Origin of the sequence: Candidatus Chloroploca sp. Khr17 (assembly GCF_004138165.1) — a bacterium.
Taxonomy (GTDB): domain Bacteria; phylum Chloroflexota; class Chloroflexia; order Chloroflexales; family Chloroflexaceae; genus Chloroploca.
The window spans coordinates 193,212-212,087 of record NZ_RYFF01000005.1; the positions used below are offsets into that span (position 1 = coordinate 193,212).

At 59.2% G+C, this 18,876-nt stretch carries 12 protein-coding genes and 1 tRNA gene; 9 read left to right on the forward strand and 4 right to left on the reverse strand.

Translation table 11 applies throughout. The annotated features are described in order from the left end of the window. Positions 1 to 11 precede the first annotated feature (11 nt). The 5 genes from EKD05_RS05210 (at position 12) to panC (ending at position 9,281) form a co-directional block, all read left to right on the forward strand. Positions 12 to 3,782, forward strand: a complete 3,771-nt coding sequence (locus tag EKD05_RS05210) for a S8 family serine peptidase (protein ID WP_129671376.1) — start codon at positions 12 to 14, stop codon at positions 3,780 to 3,782. Between the two features lie 196 nt (positions 3,783 to 3,978). Further along, complete coding sequence (gene priA, locus EKD05_RS05215; protein ID WP_129671377.1) at positions 3,979 to 6,651, forward strand: primosomal protein N'; 2,673 nt, start codon at positions 3,979 to 3,981, stop codon at positions 6,649 to 6,651. 146 nt (positions 6,652 to 6,797) lie between these two features. Beyond that, positions 6,798 to 7,358 carry a peptide deformylase gene (gene def, locus EKD05_RS05220; protein WP_129671378.1) on the forward strand — a complete coding sequence of 187 codons (561 nt, stop codon included), beginning with the start codon at positions 6,798 to 6,800 and terminating at the stop codon, positions 7,356 to 7,358. Between the two features lie 173 nt (positions 7,359 to 7,531). After that, complete coding sequence (gene panB, locus EKD05_RS05225; RefSeq protein WP_129671379.1) at positions 7,532 to 8,377, forward strand: 3-methyl-2-oxobutanoate hydroxymethyltransferase; 846 nt, start codon at positions 7,532 to 7,534, stop codon at positions 8,375 to 8,377. 70 nt (positions 8,378 to 8,447) lie between these two features. Beyond that, positions 8,448 to 9,281, forward strand: coding sequence for a pantoate--beta-alanine ligase (panC, locus tag EKD05_RS05230; protein ID WP_129671395.1), 834 nt, complete (start codon positions 8,448 to 8,450; stop codon positions 9,279 to 9,281). Between the two features lie 80 nt (positions 9,282 to 9,361). Here panC and lon read toward each other — a convergent pair whose 3' ends face one another. Next, positions 9,362 to 11,797 carry an endopeptidase La gene (gene lon / locus EKD05_RS05235; protein ID WP_240695645.1) on the reverse strand — a complete coding sequence of 812 codons (2,436 nt, stop codon included), beginning with the start codon at positions 11,795 to 11,797 and terminating at the stop codon, positions 9,362 to 9,364. A 198-nt stretch (positions 11,798 to 11,995) separates the two neighbouring features. Here lon and EKD05_RS05240 point away from each other — a divergent pair. From EKD05_RS05240 to EKD05_RS05250, 3 genes are all read left to right on the forward strand, one after another. Next, positions 11,996 to 12,071: transfer RNA gene (locus EKD05_RS05240), tRNA-Thr, on the forward strand. A 78-nt stretch (positions 12,072 to 12,149) separates the two neighbouring features. Then, positions 12,150 to 12,626 (forward strand): hypothetical protein, encoded by a 477-nt coding sequence (locus EKD05_RS05245; RefSeq protein WP_129671381.1) that lies wholly within the window; start codon positions 12,150 to 12,152, stop codon positions 12,624 to 12,626. A 9-nt stretch (positions 12,627 to 12,635) separates the two neighbouring features. Next, on the forward strand, positions 12,636 to 13,697 hold the full coding sequence (locus EKD05_RS05250; RefSeq protein WP_129671382.1) for an L-threonylcarbamoyladenylate synthase: 1,062 nt from the start codon (positions 12,636 to 12,638) through the stop codon (positions 13,695 to 13,697). A gap of 80 nt (positions 13,698 to 13,777) precedes the next feature. Here the strand turns inward: EKD05_RS05250 and EKD05_RS05255 are convergent, their stop codons facing one another. The 3 genes from EKD05_RS05255 to EKD05_RS05265 are packed head-to-tail and all read right to left on the reverse strand — an operon-like array spanning position 13,778 to position 17,551. Then, complete coding sequence (locus tag EKD05_RS05255; RefSeq protein WP_205703864.1) at positions 13,778 to 14,779, reverse strand: aldo/keto reductase; 1,002 nt, start codon at positions 14,777 to 14,779, stop codon at positions 13,778 to 13,780. 17 nt (positions 14,780 to 14,796) lie between these two features. Continuing rightward, positions 14,797 to 16,344 (reverse strand): UDP-N-acetylmuramoyl-L-alanyl-D-glutamate--2,6-diaminopimelate ligase, encoded by a 1,548-nt coding sequence (locus EKD05_RS05260; RefSeq protein WP_205703863.1) that lies wholly within the window; start codon positions 16,342 to 16,344, stop codon positions 14,797 to 14,799. A 28-nt stretch (positions 16,345 to 16,372) separates the two neighbouring features. Continuing rightward, positions 16,373 to 17,551: an adenylate/guanylate cyclase domain-containing protein gene (locus EKD05_RS05265; RefSeq protein ID WP_129671384.1), complete on the reverse strand. Its 1,179-nt coding sequence runs from the start codon at positions 17,549 to 17,551 to the stop codon at positions 16,373 to 16,375. Between the two features lie 201 nt (positions 17,552 to 17,752). Between EKD05_RS05265 and EKD05_RS05270 the strand changes: the two genes are divergently transcribed. Beyond that, the coding region (locus EKD05_RS05270) for a pseudouridine synthase (protein WP_165360595.1) at positions 17,753 to 18,876 on the forward strand (1,124 nt) is incomplete at its 3' end.

Consider the following 18,876-nt stretch of genomic DNA (forward strand, 5'->3'; position numbering starts at 1 on the left):
GAGGTAATGTTATGCGGCGTTTTACTACGTCTCTGGCCCTCTTTTTTGCCATTCTGCTGATGGTAGGCATGGTTTCGGTTGCAGAGAGTCGGCAACCCGCGTTCCAGCAGCCGATCTATCTTCAGGCTGGTGTCTTTGATCCCCTTGTTGATCGTGAACCGCGCAGCCCGCTTTTGAGCGCGGTTCCTGGTGGCGAAAATCCGTACTATCTTGTCCAGTTTACCGGGCCAGTGCAGGCGGCATGGCTCGCTCAGCTTGAGCGCCTTGGGGCTCAGGTGCTCGGCTATCTGCCCGAGCATACGCATGTGGTGCACCTTGCGCCGGAGGATGTGGCGAAGGTGCGGGCGATGTATGCGGTGCGCTGGCTCGGGGCGTATCAACCGGCCTATAAGCTTGCCCCGGCAATGACGGCGGTGATGACGGGTCCGCAGCTTGCCGATGCCCGCAGCCAGGTGACGATCATTGCGCATCCGGGCGAGTCGTTGCCCGCTCTGCGCATGTTTTTGCGCGGCCAGGGTGCCGTGATCGAGGATAGCGCCGCGCTTGCGACAGGTGCCGTTGTGCGGGCGACGCTTCCCCTGGCTAGTCTCGCCGAGCTTGCTGCCCATCCCGCGATTGCCTGGATCGAACCCTATCTTGCCCCCGATCTGACCAATGCCGAGGGTCGGCGGATCATGGGCGTCGAGGCGATCTGGCAGAGCCGCGGGCTGTATGGCGCAGGCCAGATTGTCGCGATCTCTGACTCGGGGTTGAGTGTTGGCCAGGGAACCGATGTCAGTCAGTTGAGCCCAGATTTCCAGGGGAGCCTAGTGCGGGCCTTTGCCCCCAGCGAGATGCTGCCAGGGGTACCGCAGTGTGCCGCGAAAACCTCCTGGACTGACCTGAATGGTCACGGAACCCACGTCGCCGGTTCGGTGCTTGGCAATGGTTCGCAGTCGGGGGCAGTGCCGGCCAATAATGAGTATGGAACGTCACACGCTGGCCCGGCACCAAAGGCGCGCATGGTCTTTATGGCGATGAATACCGATGGTTCGTCGGGTATTCAATGTGTGCCGGTCAATGGCAACTACATTGCCCTTGGCTATGAGAATGGTGCCCGCATCTCGACCAATAGCTGGGGTTCGAATGCACAGGGGGCCTATACCCAGAACTCGATGGTTGTTGATGACTATATCTGGCGCAACCAGAATTATCTGGTGCTCTACTCGGCGGGTAATGCCGGACGCAATGGGTCACAGACGATTGGTTCGCCTGGCTCAGCCAAAAATATTTTGACGGTCGGGGCCTCGGAGAATAACCGTCCTGCGCTTGGGCCATCTTCGGATAATCCCAATCAGGTCGCCGATTTTTCGTCGCGTGGGCCAACGGCTGATGGGCGGTTGAAGCCCGACCTCGTGGCCCCTGGCACCAATATTCTGTCGGTGCTCGGTGCTCAGGCGACGGGCCTTGAGCCAGTGGCCCCTGGGGTGCCCTATGCCTATTCAAGTGGAACGTCGATGGCGACACCGCTGACTGCTGGGGTTGCGACGCAGGTGCGTGAGTGGGTGACGGGCGAGCGTGGGGTAGCCGATCCGAGTGCGGCGTTGCTCAAGGGGTTGCTCATTCACGGGACGGCGCGCATGCCTGGGGCTCTGCCCAACTTTGATAGTGGCTGGGGCCGGGTTGACCTCAAGAATATTCTTGAGGCCAACTATGCCGTTTTTGAGGATAATCGCAGTGGCCTGACGAACGGCCAAGAGCGCGAGTTCACGGTGCAGGTCGCCGGGAGTACCCCGGCTGGTACGCTCTTTGTCCAGTCACCGGCGCCTGTGTTGACCGAAAACCCTGCCGCTTATATGACTGCCAGTGGCACTCCTGCGATCCAGGGTCGTATGCGGTTTGCCGCTGATGACGTGAGCCTCCAGACGGTGCCGGGTTACGATCAGCCGCCGGTTACCTCGCTTATTCCCGATAGTATGGGTGTCGATAAAACTGGCCTGCCTGGGCTGAATAGCCCGCTTGCCGTGCCAACGATCACTGGTCAGGGTGCCTTGAACCTGCAGATCACGCCGGTGCAGGATGGTGCTACTACCAGTGCCTTTGCCTACAACGTGGTGCTTGGTGGTGATTTTGAAGATCCAGGCTGGCAAAACTTCAGTCAACTCTGGCTGGGCCAGGGGGCCCCGTTGCGTACGAGTCGTGCGCTTGACGAGCCAGTGATCAATGGCAATGCCTCGATCTGGCTCGGTGGCACCCCGGTCAATGATGCGATCTTCTACCCGGTCAGCTTCCCGCGCACCATTGATAGTGCCAACGCCAGTGGTATACAGTTCCTCTTTGCGATGGCTGATTTTGATCTTGGATTCGATCAATTCTGTTTTGCGTTAATCGATCCGTCAGGGGCTGTGATCCCCGGGATCGCGTCGTGTTGGGATGGTACTGGCCTCGATCGCTTGACGATCTATCAAGCCCAGGCCGCCTTTACTGCCGATCAGCGTGCGGCACTCGCCGGTATGTCGGGCTACCTTGCTCTCTTTACCAATGGGGATGGTGCGTTACCACATATGTCAGCCTTCGTTGACGATGTGCTCTTGCAGATCGACTATCCCGATATGGCGCTGGCGGCGGTGCCTGCGGCGGGGCCTCCTGGCTCGACCTTTTTGCTGGAGGCAATCAATGCGGTGCCCTATTTCCCGGTGCAGGTCTGCAATACGAGTTGTGCTAGCCCCGAAAATGTCCTTGGTACGGTCTATGCCGATGCCCGCGGCGATGTGCTGGCCTATTTGCAGACCGACGCTGGGATTGCCCCTGGGCAGCGGACGGTGGTGATGAGCGATGTGGCGAATCGTACGGCGGGTACGACGCTGACGATTGTTGGTGGTGTAACGCCTGAAGTCGTGATTACGCCCTCGACCGGGCCTGCCGGTACCGAATTTGGGGTCGCCGGGGCGGGCTTTAGCCCCAACGATAGCAATATCACGCTGGCCGTCAATGGTCAGAATCTTGGTACGGTGGGCAGCAATATCAATGGTGAGGTCGGTGTCACCCTGCGCACCGCCTCGAATACCCCGGCTGGCACCTATCCAGTCGCACTCACCGATAGCGCCGGTCGCACCGCCTCGGCGCAGTTCCAGGTGACCGCTGTCAGCAGCGATCAACCGGTGATGACCGTTGCGCCCCAGACCGGTGCGCCGGGCTCGGGCTTTGTCTTCCAGGGCAGTGGCTTTGCGCCATCTCAGTCGATCCAGTTTGATCTCGATGGCGAGGCCATTGGTGAGCTCGCGGCTGGGCCGGATGGAACCTTCGAGGTTGCTCTGACGACCAATGCCAATATTCCGCCGGGTACCTACACGCTGCGGGCAACCCAGGGTTCACGCCAGGCGAGTGCGCAGTTCCAGATCACCGGCAGCGGTGGTGGCGGTGGCGGCACCGAGCCCCCGCCGAGTGGCAATGGGCTCTATGTGACGCTAGTCTGGACTGATCCGCCTGCACAGGCAAGCGCAGCCCGGACACTCGTCAACAATCTCGATCTAGTGGTAATTGCCCCCGATCAAACGCAGTTCCTTGGCAACGGCCAGGCTGACCAGATCAACAATGTCGAGGGCGTGCGGATCGAGAATCCGGCTGCTGGTACCTACCGCATTATCGTCCGGGCAACCGCACTCAATGCAGTCTTTGGCTCGCAACCCTTTGCCTTGATCGCCACGACTGGGCAGAGTTACAGTTCGAATACGGGCGATCGCAACCTTGGTGAGCGGCCACAATTGGATAACAAGGTCTTTGTGCCGTTGATCAAGCGTTGATCGTTCGTTCACAGACTACTTAGTAGTCTGTCAACTAAATTTTCTGGCGTCCTCAGCCGTCCACGAAGGGGGCCACGAAGAAACGAATACGTGCGTCACAAAGCCTGTTTTCGTTTCTTCGTGAGGGTTCTTCGTGGTCGGCGGCGCTACCGGGAAACTTACGTTACACCCTACTAGGCTATAGGAATCCAAGCAGATGCCGTCGCTGATTGCCGACGTGGCCCTCAGGGCGCGTCTTGGCCTTGACAAGAGCCCCGTGCTCACCTATCTCGTGCCGCCTGCACTCCAGGCGTTGATTGCGCCCGGACGCCTTGTCTGGGTGCCGTTACGTCGTCGCCGGGTGCAGGGCGTTGTCTTGCGGGTTGCCCCTGCCGGGGGTGAAGCTACGGGGCTGCGCGAACTGGATGCGCTGGGCGATCCCGAAGGCTACCTGACCCCGGTGGGCCTGGATCTGGCCCAGTGGGTTGCCACGACCTATCGTGCGCCTCTCTACGACGCCTTGAGTCTCTTGCTGCCGCCGGGGGTGCGGCAGCAAGCCGAGTTGACCTGGCGGGCGACGCCAGCCGGCATGTTGGTGGATCTGGGCAGTCTGCCTGAAGGCGAGCGTGCGATCCTCTACTATTTGCGCCTGCACGGTGAGCAGCGTGAACGCGATTTGCGGGCGGCCTTGCGTGGTACCGATACCGAACTGCGCACCATCTATCGCGCCCTCTATGAGCGTGGCCTCGTCGCGTCTGGGACGGCGCAGACACCGCCGGGGGCGCGCCCCCGCACGGTACGTTTTGCCCAACTCGCTATTGAACCAGCGCAACTCGGCCCCACGCTGGAAGCGTTGCGTCGTGCCCCCAGGCAGGCTGCTGTGATCGAGTGGATGGCTGATCAAGCAGGCTTTGCTTTGCCATCCCCTGCTTTCCCGGCTGAAGCAACTGGGGCGCTCAACTCGCCCGCGTATCCAAGGGTGGGCGAGCCGCCCGCATCCATTGCTGATGAGGCTTCGCCCGTCGCTTTGCCGGTCAGCGCGATCTATGCCGCAACCGGCACCAATGCCGCGCTCTTGCGTATGTTAGAGCAGCGCGGCCTGATTGCCCTTGAGCAGCGCGAGGTACGGCGCGATCCGTTGGCCGGTGATGATGTTGTCCCTGATCAGCCCCCGGTGTTGAGTCCGGATCAACGTACCGCGTATGAAGCGATTGTCACGGCACTTGAAGCTCCGGAGGGTTCAGCGGTCTTTTTGTTGCATGGCATCACTGGGAGTGGAAAAACCGAGGTTTATTTGCGCACCATTGCGCGGGCGCTGCGGCTTGGGCATCAGGCGTTGGTGCTGGTACCCGAGATTGCCCTGACGACGCAGTTGGTGCGCCGGTTTGCGGCGCGTTTCGCCGGTCAGATCGCCGTGTTGCATAGCGGTCTGAGCCTCGGTGAACGCTACGACGAGTGGCGTCGCTTGCGGCGCGGCGAGGCACGCCTTGCGATCGGGTCGCGTTCGGCGGTCTTTGCGCCCTTGCCTGATCTCGGCCTGATTGTGATTGATGAAGAGCACGAGCTCACGTATAAACACGATGCGGCCCCACGTTACCATGCCCGTGATTGTGCGCTGCACCTCGCAACTTTGACTAAAAGTGTCGTCATTCTCGGGAGTGCAACGCCCGCAGTGGAAAGCTATCATCGGGCTACGCAAGGCACGTATCGTCTGCTCGAATTGCGTGAACGGGTCAGTGGCCTTGGCCCCAACGCGCAAGCCCGTTCAGCCCCGTTGCTGTTGCCGCCGGTGCGCCTCATTGATATGCGTCACGAATTGCAACAGGGCAACCGCTCGATCTTTAGCCGGGTTTTGCAGCAGAGCCTGATCGCGGCGTTTGAGCGTGGTGAACAGTGCATCCTCTTTCTCAACCGACGCGGGGCGGCCAGTTTTGTGATGTGTCGAGACTGTGGGTATGTGGTCAATTGTGGGGTGTGTAGTGGCCCGATGACGCTGCATTACGAGGAAGACCCGCCCCCTTCCTCGGTCAATGAACGCTCCTCACGTGAGGCTGCGCAAGTGGCGGAACCCGCCTCGGTTCTGATCTGCCATTCATGCGGGAGTCGCGCAGCGGTGCCGCCGGTCTGCCCCCAATGTATGAGCACACGGATTCGTCGCTTTGGCGTTGGCACCCAGCGTGTCGCCGAAGCGGTCGCCGAATTGCTTCCTGCGGCGCGTGTCATGCGCTGGGATCGCGACACAGCCAGCGGCAAAGGTGCCCATGGGCGCATGTTAGACCTGCTCTTGCGACGCGAGGTTGATATCCTGGTGGGTACCCAGATGATCGCCAAGGGTCTCGATCTCCCCTTTGTTGCGCTCGTCGGGGTCGTTGCCGCCGACACCGGTCTGCACCTACCCGATTTTCGCAGTGGCGAGCGAGCGTTTCAACTGCTGACCCAGGTGGCAGGCCGGGCGGGGCGCCGCACGTCTGGGGCGGAAGTGGTCATTCAGACCTACAATCCCGAGCATTACGCCTTGCTCGCCGCCCAGGAACACGACTATCGGGCCTTTTTTCTCCAGGAGATCGCCTATCGGCGCGAAATCGGCTATCCTCCGTTTAGCCGTTTGGTGCGCTTTGTCTATGCCAGTTCTGGTGAACCGGCGGCCAGGCGCGCCGCCGAACAACTCGCCGAACGCCTGCAGAACCTCATCACCAGTCAGCGTCGAGAAAACTGGAGTCTCATTGGCCCGGCCCCAGCCTTTATCCAGCAGATCCGAGGGCGTTGGCGCTGGCACCTTATTGTGCGCATGCCTATTACGCCTGATGCCAATGCCGTTACCAGGTTGCTCGATGATCTTGGCCCGGCCCCGGGTTGGATGGTTGATGTTGATCCGGTGCATGTGTTGTAACTGTCGTTAGGCCCGTGAGGTTGCATGTTATAATGGTATACTGAATTTGTAACGGTAAAGTGTGCGTGCTCGCGGTGTAGCCGCGAGCACGCACACAAACACTAAACCCGTTAGGGTTGGGATAGCAACCCGGAAGAAAGAAACCTATGGCACAGCGGCGTATTTTTCGCATTGATCATCCAGAAGACAAAAAAGTTCTGAAGACGAACTGCCGTCCAGTCAAGCTTCCTGATCGCACGCTCAAGCAACTTGTTGCTGATATGTTTGAGACTATGGAAGCTGCCAATGGGGTTGGCCTGGCGGCGCCGCAGGTCGGCCTGCCCATTCAACTCTGCATTATTGAAATCCCACCTGAATACGAGCAGCAAGAGGATGGCACCGAAGTCGAGGTTGCCCCTTCTGAGCGTTACGTGTTGTGCAATCCCAAGATTGTCAAAACGAGTGGCGAAGAGATCATGCGCGACGAAGGTTGCCTGAGTCTGCCTGGTTGGTTTGGCCAGGTGCCTCGCCAGACCTGGGTGACGGTCGAGTACCAGGAATTGAGTGGCAAAACGCGCCGTTTGCGCAAGGCTGACGGGTTGCTTGGTTGGGCACTTCAGCACGAAATTGACCATCTGCAAGGCATCCTCTTTACCGAACGTATCCGTGATCTCAACACCTTGCGCGACCTCACGAACGAGCCGGAAGAGATCCCCGTCTCAGCCTAAGCACACGCTGGGCAGCACAAAAGGCCAGCAAAACTGGCCTTTTGTGCTGCCCGCAGCAGGTCTACGTGTGAAATCGTCAAGCCTCTTTCGGAACGCATCTCCCCTATGTTACAATAGTGAGCCGGGTTTGCGCACACAGGCTGCGCACGCTCACGCCCCTGGCAGGAGGTTATATGCGAACAAATATTCTTGATATTCAGAAGCTCAAAGATCGGGGTGAACGTATCCCGATGGTGACTGCCTACGATTATACTTCGGCGCAGATGGCCGATCGGGCGGGTATTCCCATGATTCTCGTGGGTGATTCGCTCGGCATGGTGGTGCTCGGCTATGACTCAACGGTGCATGTCACGCTCGATGACATGATCCATCATATCAAAGCGGTCGTGCGTGGCAGTCGTCAGGCTCTGGTGATCGGCGATCTGCCGTTTCTGACCTATACAACGGTTGACCAAGCCATTCAGAGTGCCGGGCGCATTATGCAGGAGTGTGGCGCTCAGGCGGTCAAACTCGAAGGAGGCGCCGAGGTCGCCCCGATTGTGCGGCGTCTGGTGAACCTGGGCATTCCAGTGATGGGGCATATCGGCTTTACGCCGCAATCAGTACATCAAATTGGCACCCGTGTTCAGGGCAAAACATCTTCAGGGGCCGCACGCTTGATTGATGATGCCCTCGCTCTTGAAGAGGCAGGGGCCTTTGGCATTGTGCTCGAGTTGGTGCCGGGCGCACTAGCACGTGAAATCACGGCGCACTTGCGCATCCCCACCATTGGCATCGGGGCAGGGGTTCACTGCTCGGGTCAGGTGCAGGTCTGGCATGATATGCTCGGTCTCTACAGCGATTTCAAGCCTCGTCACGCCAAACGGTATGCGAGTCTGGTGGAGACCGTGGAGGCTGCGTTGCAAATGTATGCGACCGAAGTCCGTGAAGGTACCTTCCCCGGGGCCGAGCATAGCGCACGGATGGACGAGGCGGAGCTGCAGGCTGCTCTGAGTCAGAGCAAAGCGGGTCAAGCGTAAGCATTGTGTACGCCGTTAGGTGCCGTCTGCTATGTCACACTCGCTGAGGAGTAGGATCGTAATGCAACGCATGCAAGTATTGACAACAATTGACGCCGTTCGTACGGCGCGGGCCAAGTTTGACCAGATCGGCCTTGTCCCGACGATGGGCTACCTGCACGAGGGGCACCTCAGTCTTGTGCGCCGTGCGCGTGAAGAATGTGGCGCTGTGGCGGTGAGTATCTTTGTCAACCCGACGCAGTTTAGCCCGCGCGAAGATTTTTCGCGTTACCCGCGAGATCTCGAACGCGATCTGCGCCTGCTCGAAGCCGAAGGGGTTGACCTGGTCTTTACCCCTGCACCAGGCGAGATGTATCCCGAAGGTTTTGGTACCTATGTTGTATTGCCTGCCGCCGATGAAGTGCTTGAAGGCGCGGCCCGCCCAACCCATTTTCGGGGGGTGGCAACGGTGGTGTGCAAGCTCCTCAATATTGTGCAACCGACCCGAGCCTATTTTGGCCAGAAAGACGCGCAGCAGACCGTTGTGGTCCGCCAGATGGTGCGTGACCTGAATATACCCACCACGATTGTCGTTGCTTCTACTGTCCGTGAACCCGATGGGTTAGCGATGAGCAGTCGCAATACCTACCTTACCAGTGAGCAACGAGCGGCTGCGCCCGTGATCTACCGTGCGTTATCTGCGGCTGCGCACTCCTATCAGGCGGGTGAACGTGATGCAACGCGCTTGCGTCAGCAGATCGCCGATCTCTTGGCAAGTGAACCACTCGTGAAACCAGAGTACATCAGTCTTGCCGATCCGATGACCTTGCTCGAACTTGACACGATCGGAGCGCGTGGGGCACTGATCTCACTTGCTGCACGCCTCGGCAGTGTGCGTTTGATTGATAATCTGTTGCTTGATTAGAGGCTTGTCAAGAAGAGAGGGCGTGCCAACCACGTAGCGCAGCTACGTGGTGGGCACGCCCTCTCTTCTTGCTATCGCGTTTAGCGGGAACGGGCTAGTACCGAGCGAATGGTGCGTTTTTCGGGTTCAGGTGGGGGTGGGCCAAGGACAAGCTCAAGCACCTGATCAAGATGGTTGACCAGGTGAACTGTCAGGCGCGAGCGGGTAGAGTTAGGAACTTCGACCAGATCCCGGCTATTCTTTTGTGGCAGGATGACCTCGGTAATGCCTGCCCGCAAGGCGCCGAGCAGTTTCTCTTTGACCCCGCCGATGGGCAAGACATTGCCCCGCAGCGTGATTTCGCCGGTCATGGCAAGATCATGGCGTACTGTGCGCCCGGTCAGCGCCGAGATCAGCGCGACGGCAATGGTCATCCCTGCTGAAGGCCCCTCTTTCGGGGTGGCACCTTCGGGGACGTGGATATGGATATCGAGTTTTTCGAAGCGCCGTACATCAATACCCAGGGCTGTTGCATTGGCGCGCGTGTACGATAGGGCCGCCTGCGCTGACTCTTGCATCACCTCACCAAGTTGGCCGGTCAGCGTCAGCACCCCTTTGCCCTCCATCAACGACACTTCAACCGGCATCGTATCGCCACCAGCACCGGTGTAAACCATACCTGTCGCCAACCCGATCTGGGCACTGCTCTCGGCGGTATTCGTCTCGTAGCGCGGCGGTCCGAGCAACTTCTCGACCAATTTTGGTGTGATCACACGCGGATACGTCCGGCCTTCCGCAATGCGGCGTGCCGTCTTGCGACAGATCGATCCGATCTCGCGCTCGAGGTTACGCACCCCTGCTTCATACGTGTAGCTTCGGATAAGGGTCGTCAGGGTTGGTTGCCCAAAGCGTAGCGGGGTATCAACCAGCCCGCTCGCAACCTGCTGGCGTGGGACAAGAAAACGGCGGGCAATCTGGAGTTTCTCGTCTTCGGTATAGCCAGGGAGGGTAATCACTTCCATCCGGTCGAGCAACGGCTCGGGGATGTCATCAAGATAGTTGGCTGTTGTAACAAAAAACACCTGTGAAAGATCGAAAGGTAGATCGAGATAATGATCGGAAAACGATGAATTTTGTTCGGGATCAAGGACTTCCAGCAAGGCATCGGCGGGATCGCCGCGGAAATCGGCCCCGAGTTTATCGACTTCATCGAGCATAAAGACGGGATTCAGCGTTCCGGCTTCTTTCATCCGTTGAAGGATCCGTCCGGGCATAGCGCCGATATACGTTCGGCGATGGCCGCGAATTTCGGCCTCATCGCGTACGCCGCCGAGGCTCAAGCGCACAAATGCGCAGCCAATCGCTTCAGCAATGCTGCGTCCGAGGCTGGTTTTGCCGACGCCTGGTGGTCCTACAAGGCAGAGGATTGGTGCGCGCTGATTATGACCGGCCAACTGACGAACAGCAATAAACTCAAGAATGCGATCCTTCACCTTGGCGAGCCCATGGTGATGCTCATCAAGCACCTTGGCTGCCTTGCGCAGATCAATCGCTTCCTCAGTGGTGATTGACCATGGCAAGTTCAGGATCCACTCAACATATGTGCGGATGACCGCATATTCAGGCGTTACCGGCGACATTGCCTCGAGGCGACCAAGCTCCTCTTCGGCCCGTGCGCGGGCCTTGACAGGAAGATGCGTTGCCGCCATGCGTGACCGCAACGAGGCCATTTCACGCTGGGTGGGATCTTCTTGCCCAAGCTCGCGCTGGATCACCTTGAGTTGTTCACGCAAGAAAAACTCACGTTGGCTCCGGTCAACTTCTTTTTGCACCTGAGATTGGATCCGGCTCTCCAACTCAAGCAGATCAAGTTCCTGCGTGAGCAGGGTACTGATGCGATGGAGGCGTTCTTCGGGATCAACTGTTTCAAGAATCTGCTGGCGATTGGCGATGCTGATCGGCAAGGTTGACGCAATGAGATCGGCTAGTCCACCGGGGTCATCGACATTCAAGGCCATCATATAGGCATCATCGGGCAACGTGCGCGACAGACGCACAACCTTCTCGAAGAGCGACCGTACCGCACGCATCATCGCTTCGATGGCGATCGTATGTTCACCGTGATGTTCAATGGCCACCGCACGTACGCGCAGAGCCTGGTCGTGCTCGAGCGCACTGACAATGCGCATGCGCCGCCGTCCTTCGAGCACCACACTGGTCGTGCCATCAGGCATTTTGCGTGAACGCTGAATAATGGCCTCTACCCCGATCGTGTAGAGATCACTGAGCCCCGTCGTTCCGAGGGTGAGTTCACGGCGGGCCAGGGCCAGGACGGTACGATCCCCGTCGAGGGCCAGGTCGGTCGCCGCAAGTGCCGCATCGTCCACCAGAAAGATCGGGGCCAGCATGTGTGGAAAGAGCACGGTATCAGAAAGCGGCAACACGATCAAATCGCGCTCTACGGGAGAGGAATCGTGCAGCGTGCTATCGGGTTTCGATGAAGGAAAATTGAAGAGAACGGGTGTCTCCTCGTGCACAGACCCTCCCTGACGCCCGATCGTGATCGGTGATCGTAGCGTATACCTAGTATTCTGATTATAGCACACCAGGCCAGATGAAAATGCCTTTGATGTGACGCGAAAGCTGTGCATTCAGTTGCGTTGTTGCACCCGACGGCTTGACAGGCATCGCATTTGCCGCTACAATCTTTATGCTTGTGGCCGTATCATCCGCATGCCAATGTAGCTCAGTTGGTAGAGCAGCTGTTTCGTAAACAGCAGGTCCGGGGTTCGAGCCCCCGCATTGGCTCCACACGCGTAAAGCCGTTATGATGGGTTTCCCCCATTGTAACGGTTTTTGCTTCACAGCTCATCATGCATGGAGGTGGGAATGACGCGACGCGAGAGTTTCAAGGCGGCTGAGTGGACGTTGCTTGGCGATGCGCCGCTCGCCGCTGGCGCTGCGGTGGCGCTGGCTTCGCCTGGCGGCGGTCGCAGTGAGGCCGAGGCGATGATGAAGGGGTGGCGTGCTGCTGGTGAGCATTTTGCCCAGATTGAACTTGGGGCAGAGATTGTGGCCTGGCTTGATCCCGAGCGCCGACCCGAGAGTGGTGCTGCGCGGTATGCCTATGCCAGTATTGTCGATGAGGCAGTGGATCTCTGTAGCCGCGCCGTTGCCCTGCTGCGCGAGCGTGCTACGCCCGAAGAATTGGACGCCTACCGTGAGTTTGTGATTCACCTTGCTGAACACGTTGCCTGGGCGCACAATGAAGCGGGACTCTTTGGTGTCGCTGCACAGTCGATGAGCCTCGATGAACGTGCCATGATGAGTACCATCGCTCGTGCCCTGGGCTATGGAAAGCCGTAGTTTTCTGCTATGCGCAAGCTGACCCGAATTTTGCCGGTTGATGCTGAGGGCCTTGCGACAGCCGCTGCACTGTTGCGGGCCGGTTGGTTAGTAGCTTTTCCTACCGAGACGGTCTATGGCCTTGGCGGGTCGGCGCTTGATGAGGCGGCTGTGGCCCGTATTTTTGCGGCCAAGGGTCGTCCCGCTGAGGATCCGCTCATTGTTCATCTCGCTGATGTCGCCGAGCTTCCCCGGGTCACCGCAGGGCTGCCTGTGGCGGCGATGCTGCTTGCCGAGGCTTTCTGGCCCGGTCCGTTGACGCTGATTGTGCCACGTGGCCCTGATCTTCCCCTTGCAGTGACGGCCGGTCGCCCGACGGTGGCGGTGCGCATTCCGGCGCACCCGGTGGCGCGTGCGTTACTGAGGGAGGCTGGCCTTCCGATTGCCGCACCGAGTGCGAATCGTTTTGGCTATACGAGTCCGACAACGGCGGCGCATGTGCTTGCCGATCTTGATGGGCGCATTGAGGCGATCCTTGATGGCGGGCCAACGACGATTGGGGTTGAGTCGACGGTGCTCGATCTCACAACGCCGATCCCGACCCTGCTTCGCCCCGGTGGGGTGAGCCTCGAAGCCCTGCGGGATCGGCTTGGCCCGGTGCTGGTTGGTCAACGTCAGCCCACAGGCGTAGGCACTGGCCTTGCCTCGCCTGGCCTGCTTGAGCGTCACTACGCACCGGTGACGCCGCTCTGGTTTGTGCGTGGTTCACCCGCTGCGATGCAGAGTTGGTTACGCGAGCGTGTGTGTGCCGAACTTGCTCTCGGGCATCGGGTGGGGTTGCTGGTGCCTGACGAAGATGCGGCCGCCCTGGCTGACCTTGAGGTTGATTGTGAACCACTCGGGCCAGCAGGCGATGTTTCCCAGATCGCCCGCAACCTCTATGCGGCGCTCCGTGCCCTTGATCAGCGCCAACCGACCTTGATCCTTGCCCGTGATCTGGGTGCGCTTGGTCTTGCCTTGGCGATCCGTGACCGCCTCACCCGCGCCGCCGCCGGGCGGGTGGTCGAGCTAGAGCCAATGCTTGGCACATAAGACTGGTTTTTGACGCAAAGGCGCAAAGGCGCAAAGTTTTTAGCGTACGTGAGCGTAACCCTTCGCGCCTTCGCGTGAGCTTAGGCAACGCGCATGCGCATCCACCCACTTGTATTGTGAAAGTTGACGACGGCGGTGCCCGGCGGTACCAGTTCGTCACAGGCGGCGCGGAGTTCGTCGCTGAGTTGCATCGTCGCCACCGGTAGCATCGCTTCGAGTTGGGCCAGGGTGCGCGGGCCGAAGATTGGTGCGGTGATGCCTGGCTGATCTTTGACCCAGAGCAAGGCCAGGTGGGCCGGGGCGATGCCATGCGCTTCGGCCAGCGCGACAAAACGCTTGCCTACCTCAACGCCAGCAACGGTCACGCGCTCGGCGTAGATGCCGCCCCGTAAGGCTGCCCGTGAGTCGGTTGGTACGGCATGGGCATCGTGGTAGCGCCCGGCCAGTACCCCCTGCGCCATTGGTGACCAGGGCATAAGCGCAAGGTTGTGGGCCTGGCACAGCGGTACCAATTCATTTTCGATCCGCCGATCAAGCAGGTTGTACGGCGGTTGCTCTGAAACGTAACGCGCCAACCCCTTCATCTCGCTGATCATCAGTGCTTCCATGACGCGCCAGGCGGGATGCGTCGAGCAGCCAATGTAGCGTACTTTGCCCTGGCGCACCAGATCGGTCAGGACGCCAAGGGTTTCTTCAACCGGCACGGTTGGATCAGGCCGGTGGATCTGATAGAGATCGATATAGTCGGTTTTCAGGCGCTGCAACGAGGCGTCGCAAGCTCGTAGCAAGTGCAAGCGGGAATTGCCGCGCTCGTTTGGGCCTGGCCCGGTGGGATAGTGGGCTTTGGTTGCCAGGATAACCTCGTGGCGACGTCCACTGATGTCCAGGGCGCGACCGATAATCGCTTCACTTTCGCCGGCATTGTAGCTGTTCGCCGTATCAAAGAAATTGAGCCCGGCATCAAGTGCCCAATCAAGCATGCGCGCTGCTTCATCCTCTGGCGTTGGATTGCCAAAATTCATCGTTCCGATACAGATTGGTGCTACGCGCACCCCGGTGCGGCCCAACAAACGGTATTTGATCAATGCGTTCCTTCCTCTCATGCTTCCGAGAGTCTATACCCAAGTTCGCGTAGCGCCTGCTGTGCCTCGGCTGCTTCATCCCATGGGATGGCATGATCGGCATAGATGATGCTACCTTCGTGTCCTTTGCCCAGCAGCAGGACGAGGTCGCCTGGGCATGCTTTTGCCAGCGCGGTACGCAGCGCCTGCGCACGATCGGGGATGCACAGATACCCTTCATTGGGCCGCAGGCCCGCCTGACGTGCCCCTGTGGCAATCTGTTCGATGATTGCTTCGCGGTCTTCGCCACGTGGATCTTCATCGGTGAGGATCAGCAGCTCACAGTAACGCCCGGCAATCGCGCCCTGCAGGCTCCGTTTGGCGATATCACGTTCGCCAGCACTGCCAAAGACCGCGATCATGCGCCCCGTCACGAGCGGGCGGAGCATGCCCATCACCTGCTCGAACGAACCTGGGCTGTGCGCATAATCAACAATGACGTCAAATGGTTGGCCTCGTTCAACTGGTTCCATACGCCCACGCGGGGCATGGGTTGTGGCGAGGGCGGCCAGCGCTCGTTCCAGGGGCACCTCCTGACTGAGCGTGACACTGAGCGCGGCGAGCGCGTTACTGATGTTGAAGGTGCCCGGTAACCGCAAGCTCAATTCGCCTTCACCCCACGGGGTAGCCACATGCACGAGCGAGCCTGTCGGCCCACTGCGCACGATGGTGCCTTTGACCTCAGCCGCTTTGAGGATCCCGTAGGTGAGTTGGTGCGCCTTCGCCGGAGCCTCCTCAAGAAAAAAGTGGTGGTGTGGGTCATCAGCATTGGCAATGGCCCAGGGCAGGCTTGTTCCTTGGGTCGCTCCAACCGCTGGTTCATCGAGCATGGCAAAGAGGCGGGTTTTATCGGCTCGATACTGCTCAAATGTGCCATGATAGTCGAGGTGTTCGTGGCTGAGATTGAGAAAGACAGCCACATCAAAATAGCATCCGTTCAGGCGATTCCAGCTGGCTGACAAGGCGTGGGAGGTTGCCTCGATCACGGCGGTATCACACCCGTTCGCTACCATCTCGGTCAATAATGCCTGGACATCAGGGGCCTCGGGGGTGCTCTGACGGGTAGTATTCGCCCAGCGGCGGTTCCCTATTTTGAAATCAACCGTACTGATGAGCCCGGTCGTCTTGCCACATGCATCAAGCAACTGACTGACGAGATCGGTGGTGGTACTCTTGCCTTTGGTTCCCGTTATGCCGATCGTGCGTAACCGGGTTGCAGGATAGTCGTAAAAAGCCGCTGCCAGGGGTGCCAGGGCCACCCGGCTATCAATCACTTTGATCAGCGTGGCACCCTCCAAGGCATGCGCACTCTGGTGCCGTGCATCAACGACGATGGCTCGCGCCCCACGGGCAAGCGCCTGTGCAATGTAGGCATGCCCATCAACATGGTGCCCCGCGATGGCGACAAAGAGGCCACCTGGCACCACCTGCCGCGAGTCATAGGCCAACCCGGCAATGGGTGTATCCAGCGAGCCAATGATCTGGACGACCGCAACATGGGCGAGTAATTCACGTAATGTTTTCATCTTCAGTATCCCAAGTACCTTCTCACTTTCAGGGTAACACATATGCAAGCACACGATTCACTGGAATGCCTTGGCGATGGCCTTTTGTTCTGATCATCTCTGGCTCACTGGTCGGATAACAACCCATCATATCGCTATGAACCCGCCCTGAAACGAAAATGTCACCAGAGCGAGCCTGTTGCATCAAATGGGCGGCCAGGTTCATCTCTTCGCCTTGTGCCGTATAGACACGCCGCCGCGTATTGCCCACCGCCCCAACAAAGAGTTGCCCAAGCGTGATGCCTGCGCATGTAATCAGACCACGTTGGCGCAACTCAAGGCAGCATCCTACGGCTTGGCACGATCCTTGCTCGGGGAGACCGTTGCGCCCAAAGAGGAGCACAAAGATAGGCCCTTTATCCCCAAGCTCAATTTCGTTGAGTTCCCCACCCCATCGTGCAACCACGCCCTGAACGTCGCGCACAACCAGATGGAGTGCGCCTAGCTGTGGGGGAACTTCAAAGGCCGCAAATACCGGAAGGCAACGCCGATAGCCTGAAACGAGTTGATCCCTCGCCAACTGTTGCGCGATTGGCCGTGGTAGAAAGTCGTGCCATACGATGGTGGAGGTTGTTGACGCGGGCGAAGGATCAACCTCACAGGCTGCTTCTGGGGCAAGGGCGTACCGGAGTTGCTTGGGCGGGCAGGTTTGCCTGGCTTCAATTGCAGCGCGGAGTCCTGGCCCGGCGAGCAGGAAGTGACATCCATGTTCAGGCGTTCCCACCACGAGGCCGTTGATCAAGCCTGTGCTTACGCCGATGCGCAGGTGTAGCTTGATCGAACTCTGTGGCGTTACGATCGCGGGAAACCGCTTGATCGTGCTGAGTAACGCTTCCCCACAGGCACATCCGAGTTCGCGATCACTTATCTCAGGCCACCAGGCGGTCAGGGCGTCACCTGCAATTGAGGTCACATCCCCACCATAAGTCCCGATCGTGTCAATCAAGGTCGCGTAATAGTGGTTCAACGTGTCATGCAGTTGGCTTGCCCCATCGGGTTGATCCGCAAAGGCACTGGTGAGTTGCGTAAACCCGCTCAAATCGGCATAGAGTGTGGTGGCTTGTGTGGAAACGACCATACCCTGTTGAACCTGGCCTTTGGCAAGCTGCTCGGAGAGCCAGGTCGAGAGAAAAGACTTCAGTGTCAGTGGTATTGCGTCGTTGCTCATAACAGGTTGACTTTTCCTCCTCTTCCAGAGGCTTGGTCGCTTCTTCTGGATCAGGATGAGTATGCTATACTACATTGTACATTGCGAACGAACCAGAAAGAGCAATGTCTCTGTGTGCTCGCCTGAGCGCCCCGGCGTGAGGCCGCGGCGATGGCCAGCACGTTCTTGACGTGACCTGAAAAGGTCGGAAGAAGGTGTGTTTTGGGTGCAGAACGTCTGCAAAAAGTGCTGGCGGGTGCTGGCATTGCTTCGCGTCGTGATAGCGAAGGGTTGATTGCTGCCGGACGAGTGACAGTTAATGGCCGTGTAGTGCAAGAGCCAGGTTTGAGAGTTGATCCAGAGCAGGATGTGATTATGCTTGATGGCGAGCCGGTACGGCAGCCCGGTCGTCGTACGTATGTGTTGTTACATAAACCGGTTGGGGTAGTTTCAACCGTGGAAGACCCCCACGGTCGCCCGACGGTGATCGATCTGGTGCAGGTGCCTGCACGGATTTTTCCAGTTGGCCGCCTTGATGTTGATAGTGAGGGGCTGTTATTGTTGACTGATGATGGCGAACTGACCCATCATTTGACCCATCCCCGTTTTGAGGTTGAGAAAGAATATCGCGTTCTGCTTGACCGTCCCCTCGAGACCGTTGCCCTCCGCGATTGGCGGAATGGGTTGTTGCTTCAGGGCGAGATGACCGCTCCGGCCAGGGTCGCTCTCGCCGAAACAACCGATGAAGGTGTCTGGTATTCGGTGGTGCTTCGTGAAGGCCGTAAACGGCAGATCCGTGAAACAGCAAAAACGCTGGGCTACGAGGTGCGACGCCTGATCCGTGTGCGCGAAGGTAAACTCACCCTTGGTACTTTGCCCATCCGTGAGTATCGTACCCTTACCGATGAAGAGATTGCCGAGTTGCGCACGCATGTGCCGCCGACATCATTTGCTGATGAGGCGCGTGCGGATGATCGTTCGATGCACCGTGAGGCCGAGCATGCTGATGAGACCGGTTCATCGCGCCGTGTGGCTGCGGGCGTTGCGGCAGGTGCGGCGGGTGCGGCTGGCGTGAAGAAAGTTTCTGGCGATCGCGAAGATCGTGCCGCCAGACGGCCTGATGATGATCGAACTTCGCCTCATTCTCGTCGCGATCAGCGCGATGAGCGCGGCGGACGCGGGTACGAGCGGGGCGAGCGGAGCTACGGTGGCCCCGGACGTGACGAGCGCGGCGGTCGTGGCGATGAGCGTGGCTACGGCGCTGGACGTGATGAGCGTGGCGGACGCGGGTACGAGCGGGGCGAGCGGAGCTACGGTGGCCCCGGACGTGACGAGCGCGGCGGTCG

Excerpts from the sequence above, each read along its gene's own strand:
- EKD05_RS05250 (WP_129671382.1), top strand. The coding sequence starts at position 12,636 with ATGCGCAAGCTGACCCGAATTTTGCCGGTTGATGCTGAGGGCCTTGCG.
- EKD05_RS05210 (WP_129671376.1), top strand. The coding sequence starts at position 12 with ATGCGGCGTTTTACTACGTCTCTGGCCCTCTTTTTTGCCATTCTGCTG.
- EKD05_RS05265 (WP_129671384.1), bottom strand. The coding sequence starts at position 17,551 with ATGAGCAACGACGCAATACCACTGACACTGAAGTCTTTTCTCTCGACC.
- panC (WP_129671395.1), top strand. The coding sequence starts at position 8,448 with ATGCAAGTATTGACAACAATTGACGCCGTTCGTACGGCGCGGGCCAAG.
- EKD05_RS05260 (WP_205703863.1), bottom strand. The coding sequence starts at position 16,344 with ATGAAAACATTACGTGAATTACTCGCCCATGTTGCGGTCGTCCAGATC.
- def (WP_129671378.1), top strand. The coding sequence starts at position 6,798 with ATGGCACAGCGGCGTATTTTTCGCATTGATCATCCAGAAGACAAAAAA.
- panB (WP_129671379.1), top strand. The coding sequence starts at position 7,532 with ATGCGAACAAATATTCTTGATATTCAGAAGCTCAAAGATCGGGGTGAA.
- EKD05_RS05245 (WP_129671381.1), top strand. The coding sequence starts at position 12,150 with ATGACGCGACGCGAGAGTTTCAAGGCGGCTGAGTGGACGTTGCTTGGC.
- priA (WP_129671377.1), top strand. The coding sequence starts at position 3,979 with ATGCCGTCGCTGATTGCCGACGTGGCCCTCAGGGCGCGTCTTGGCCTT.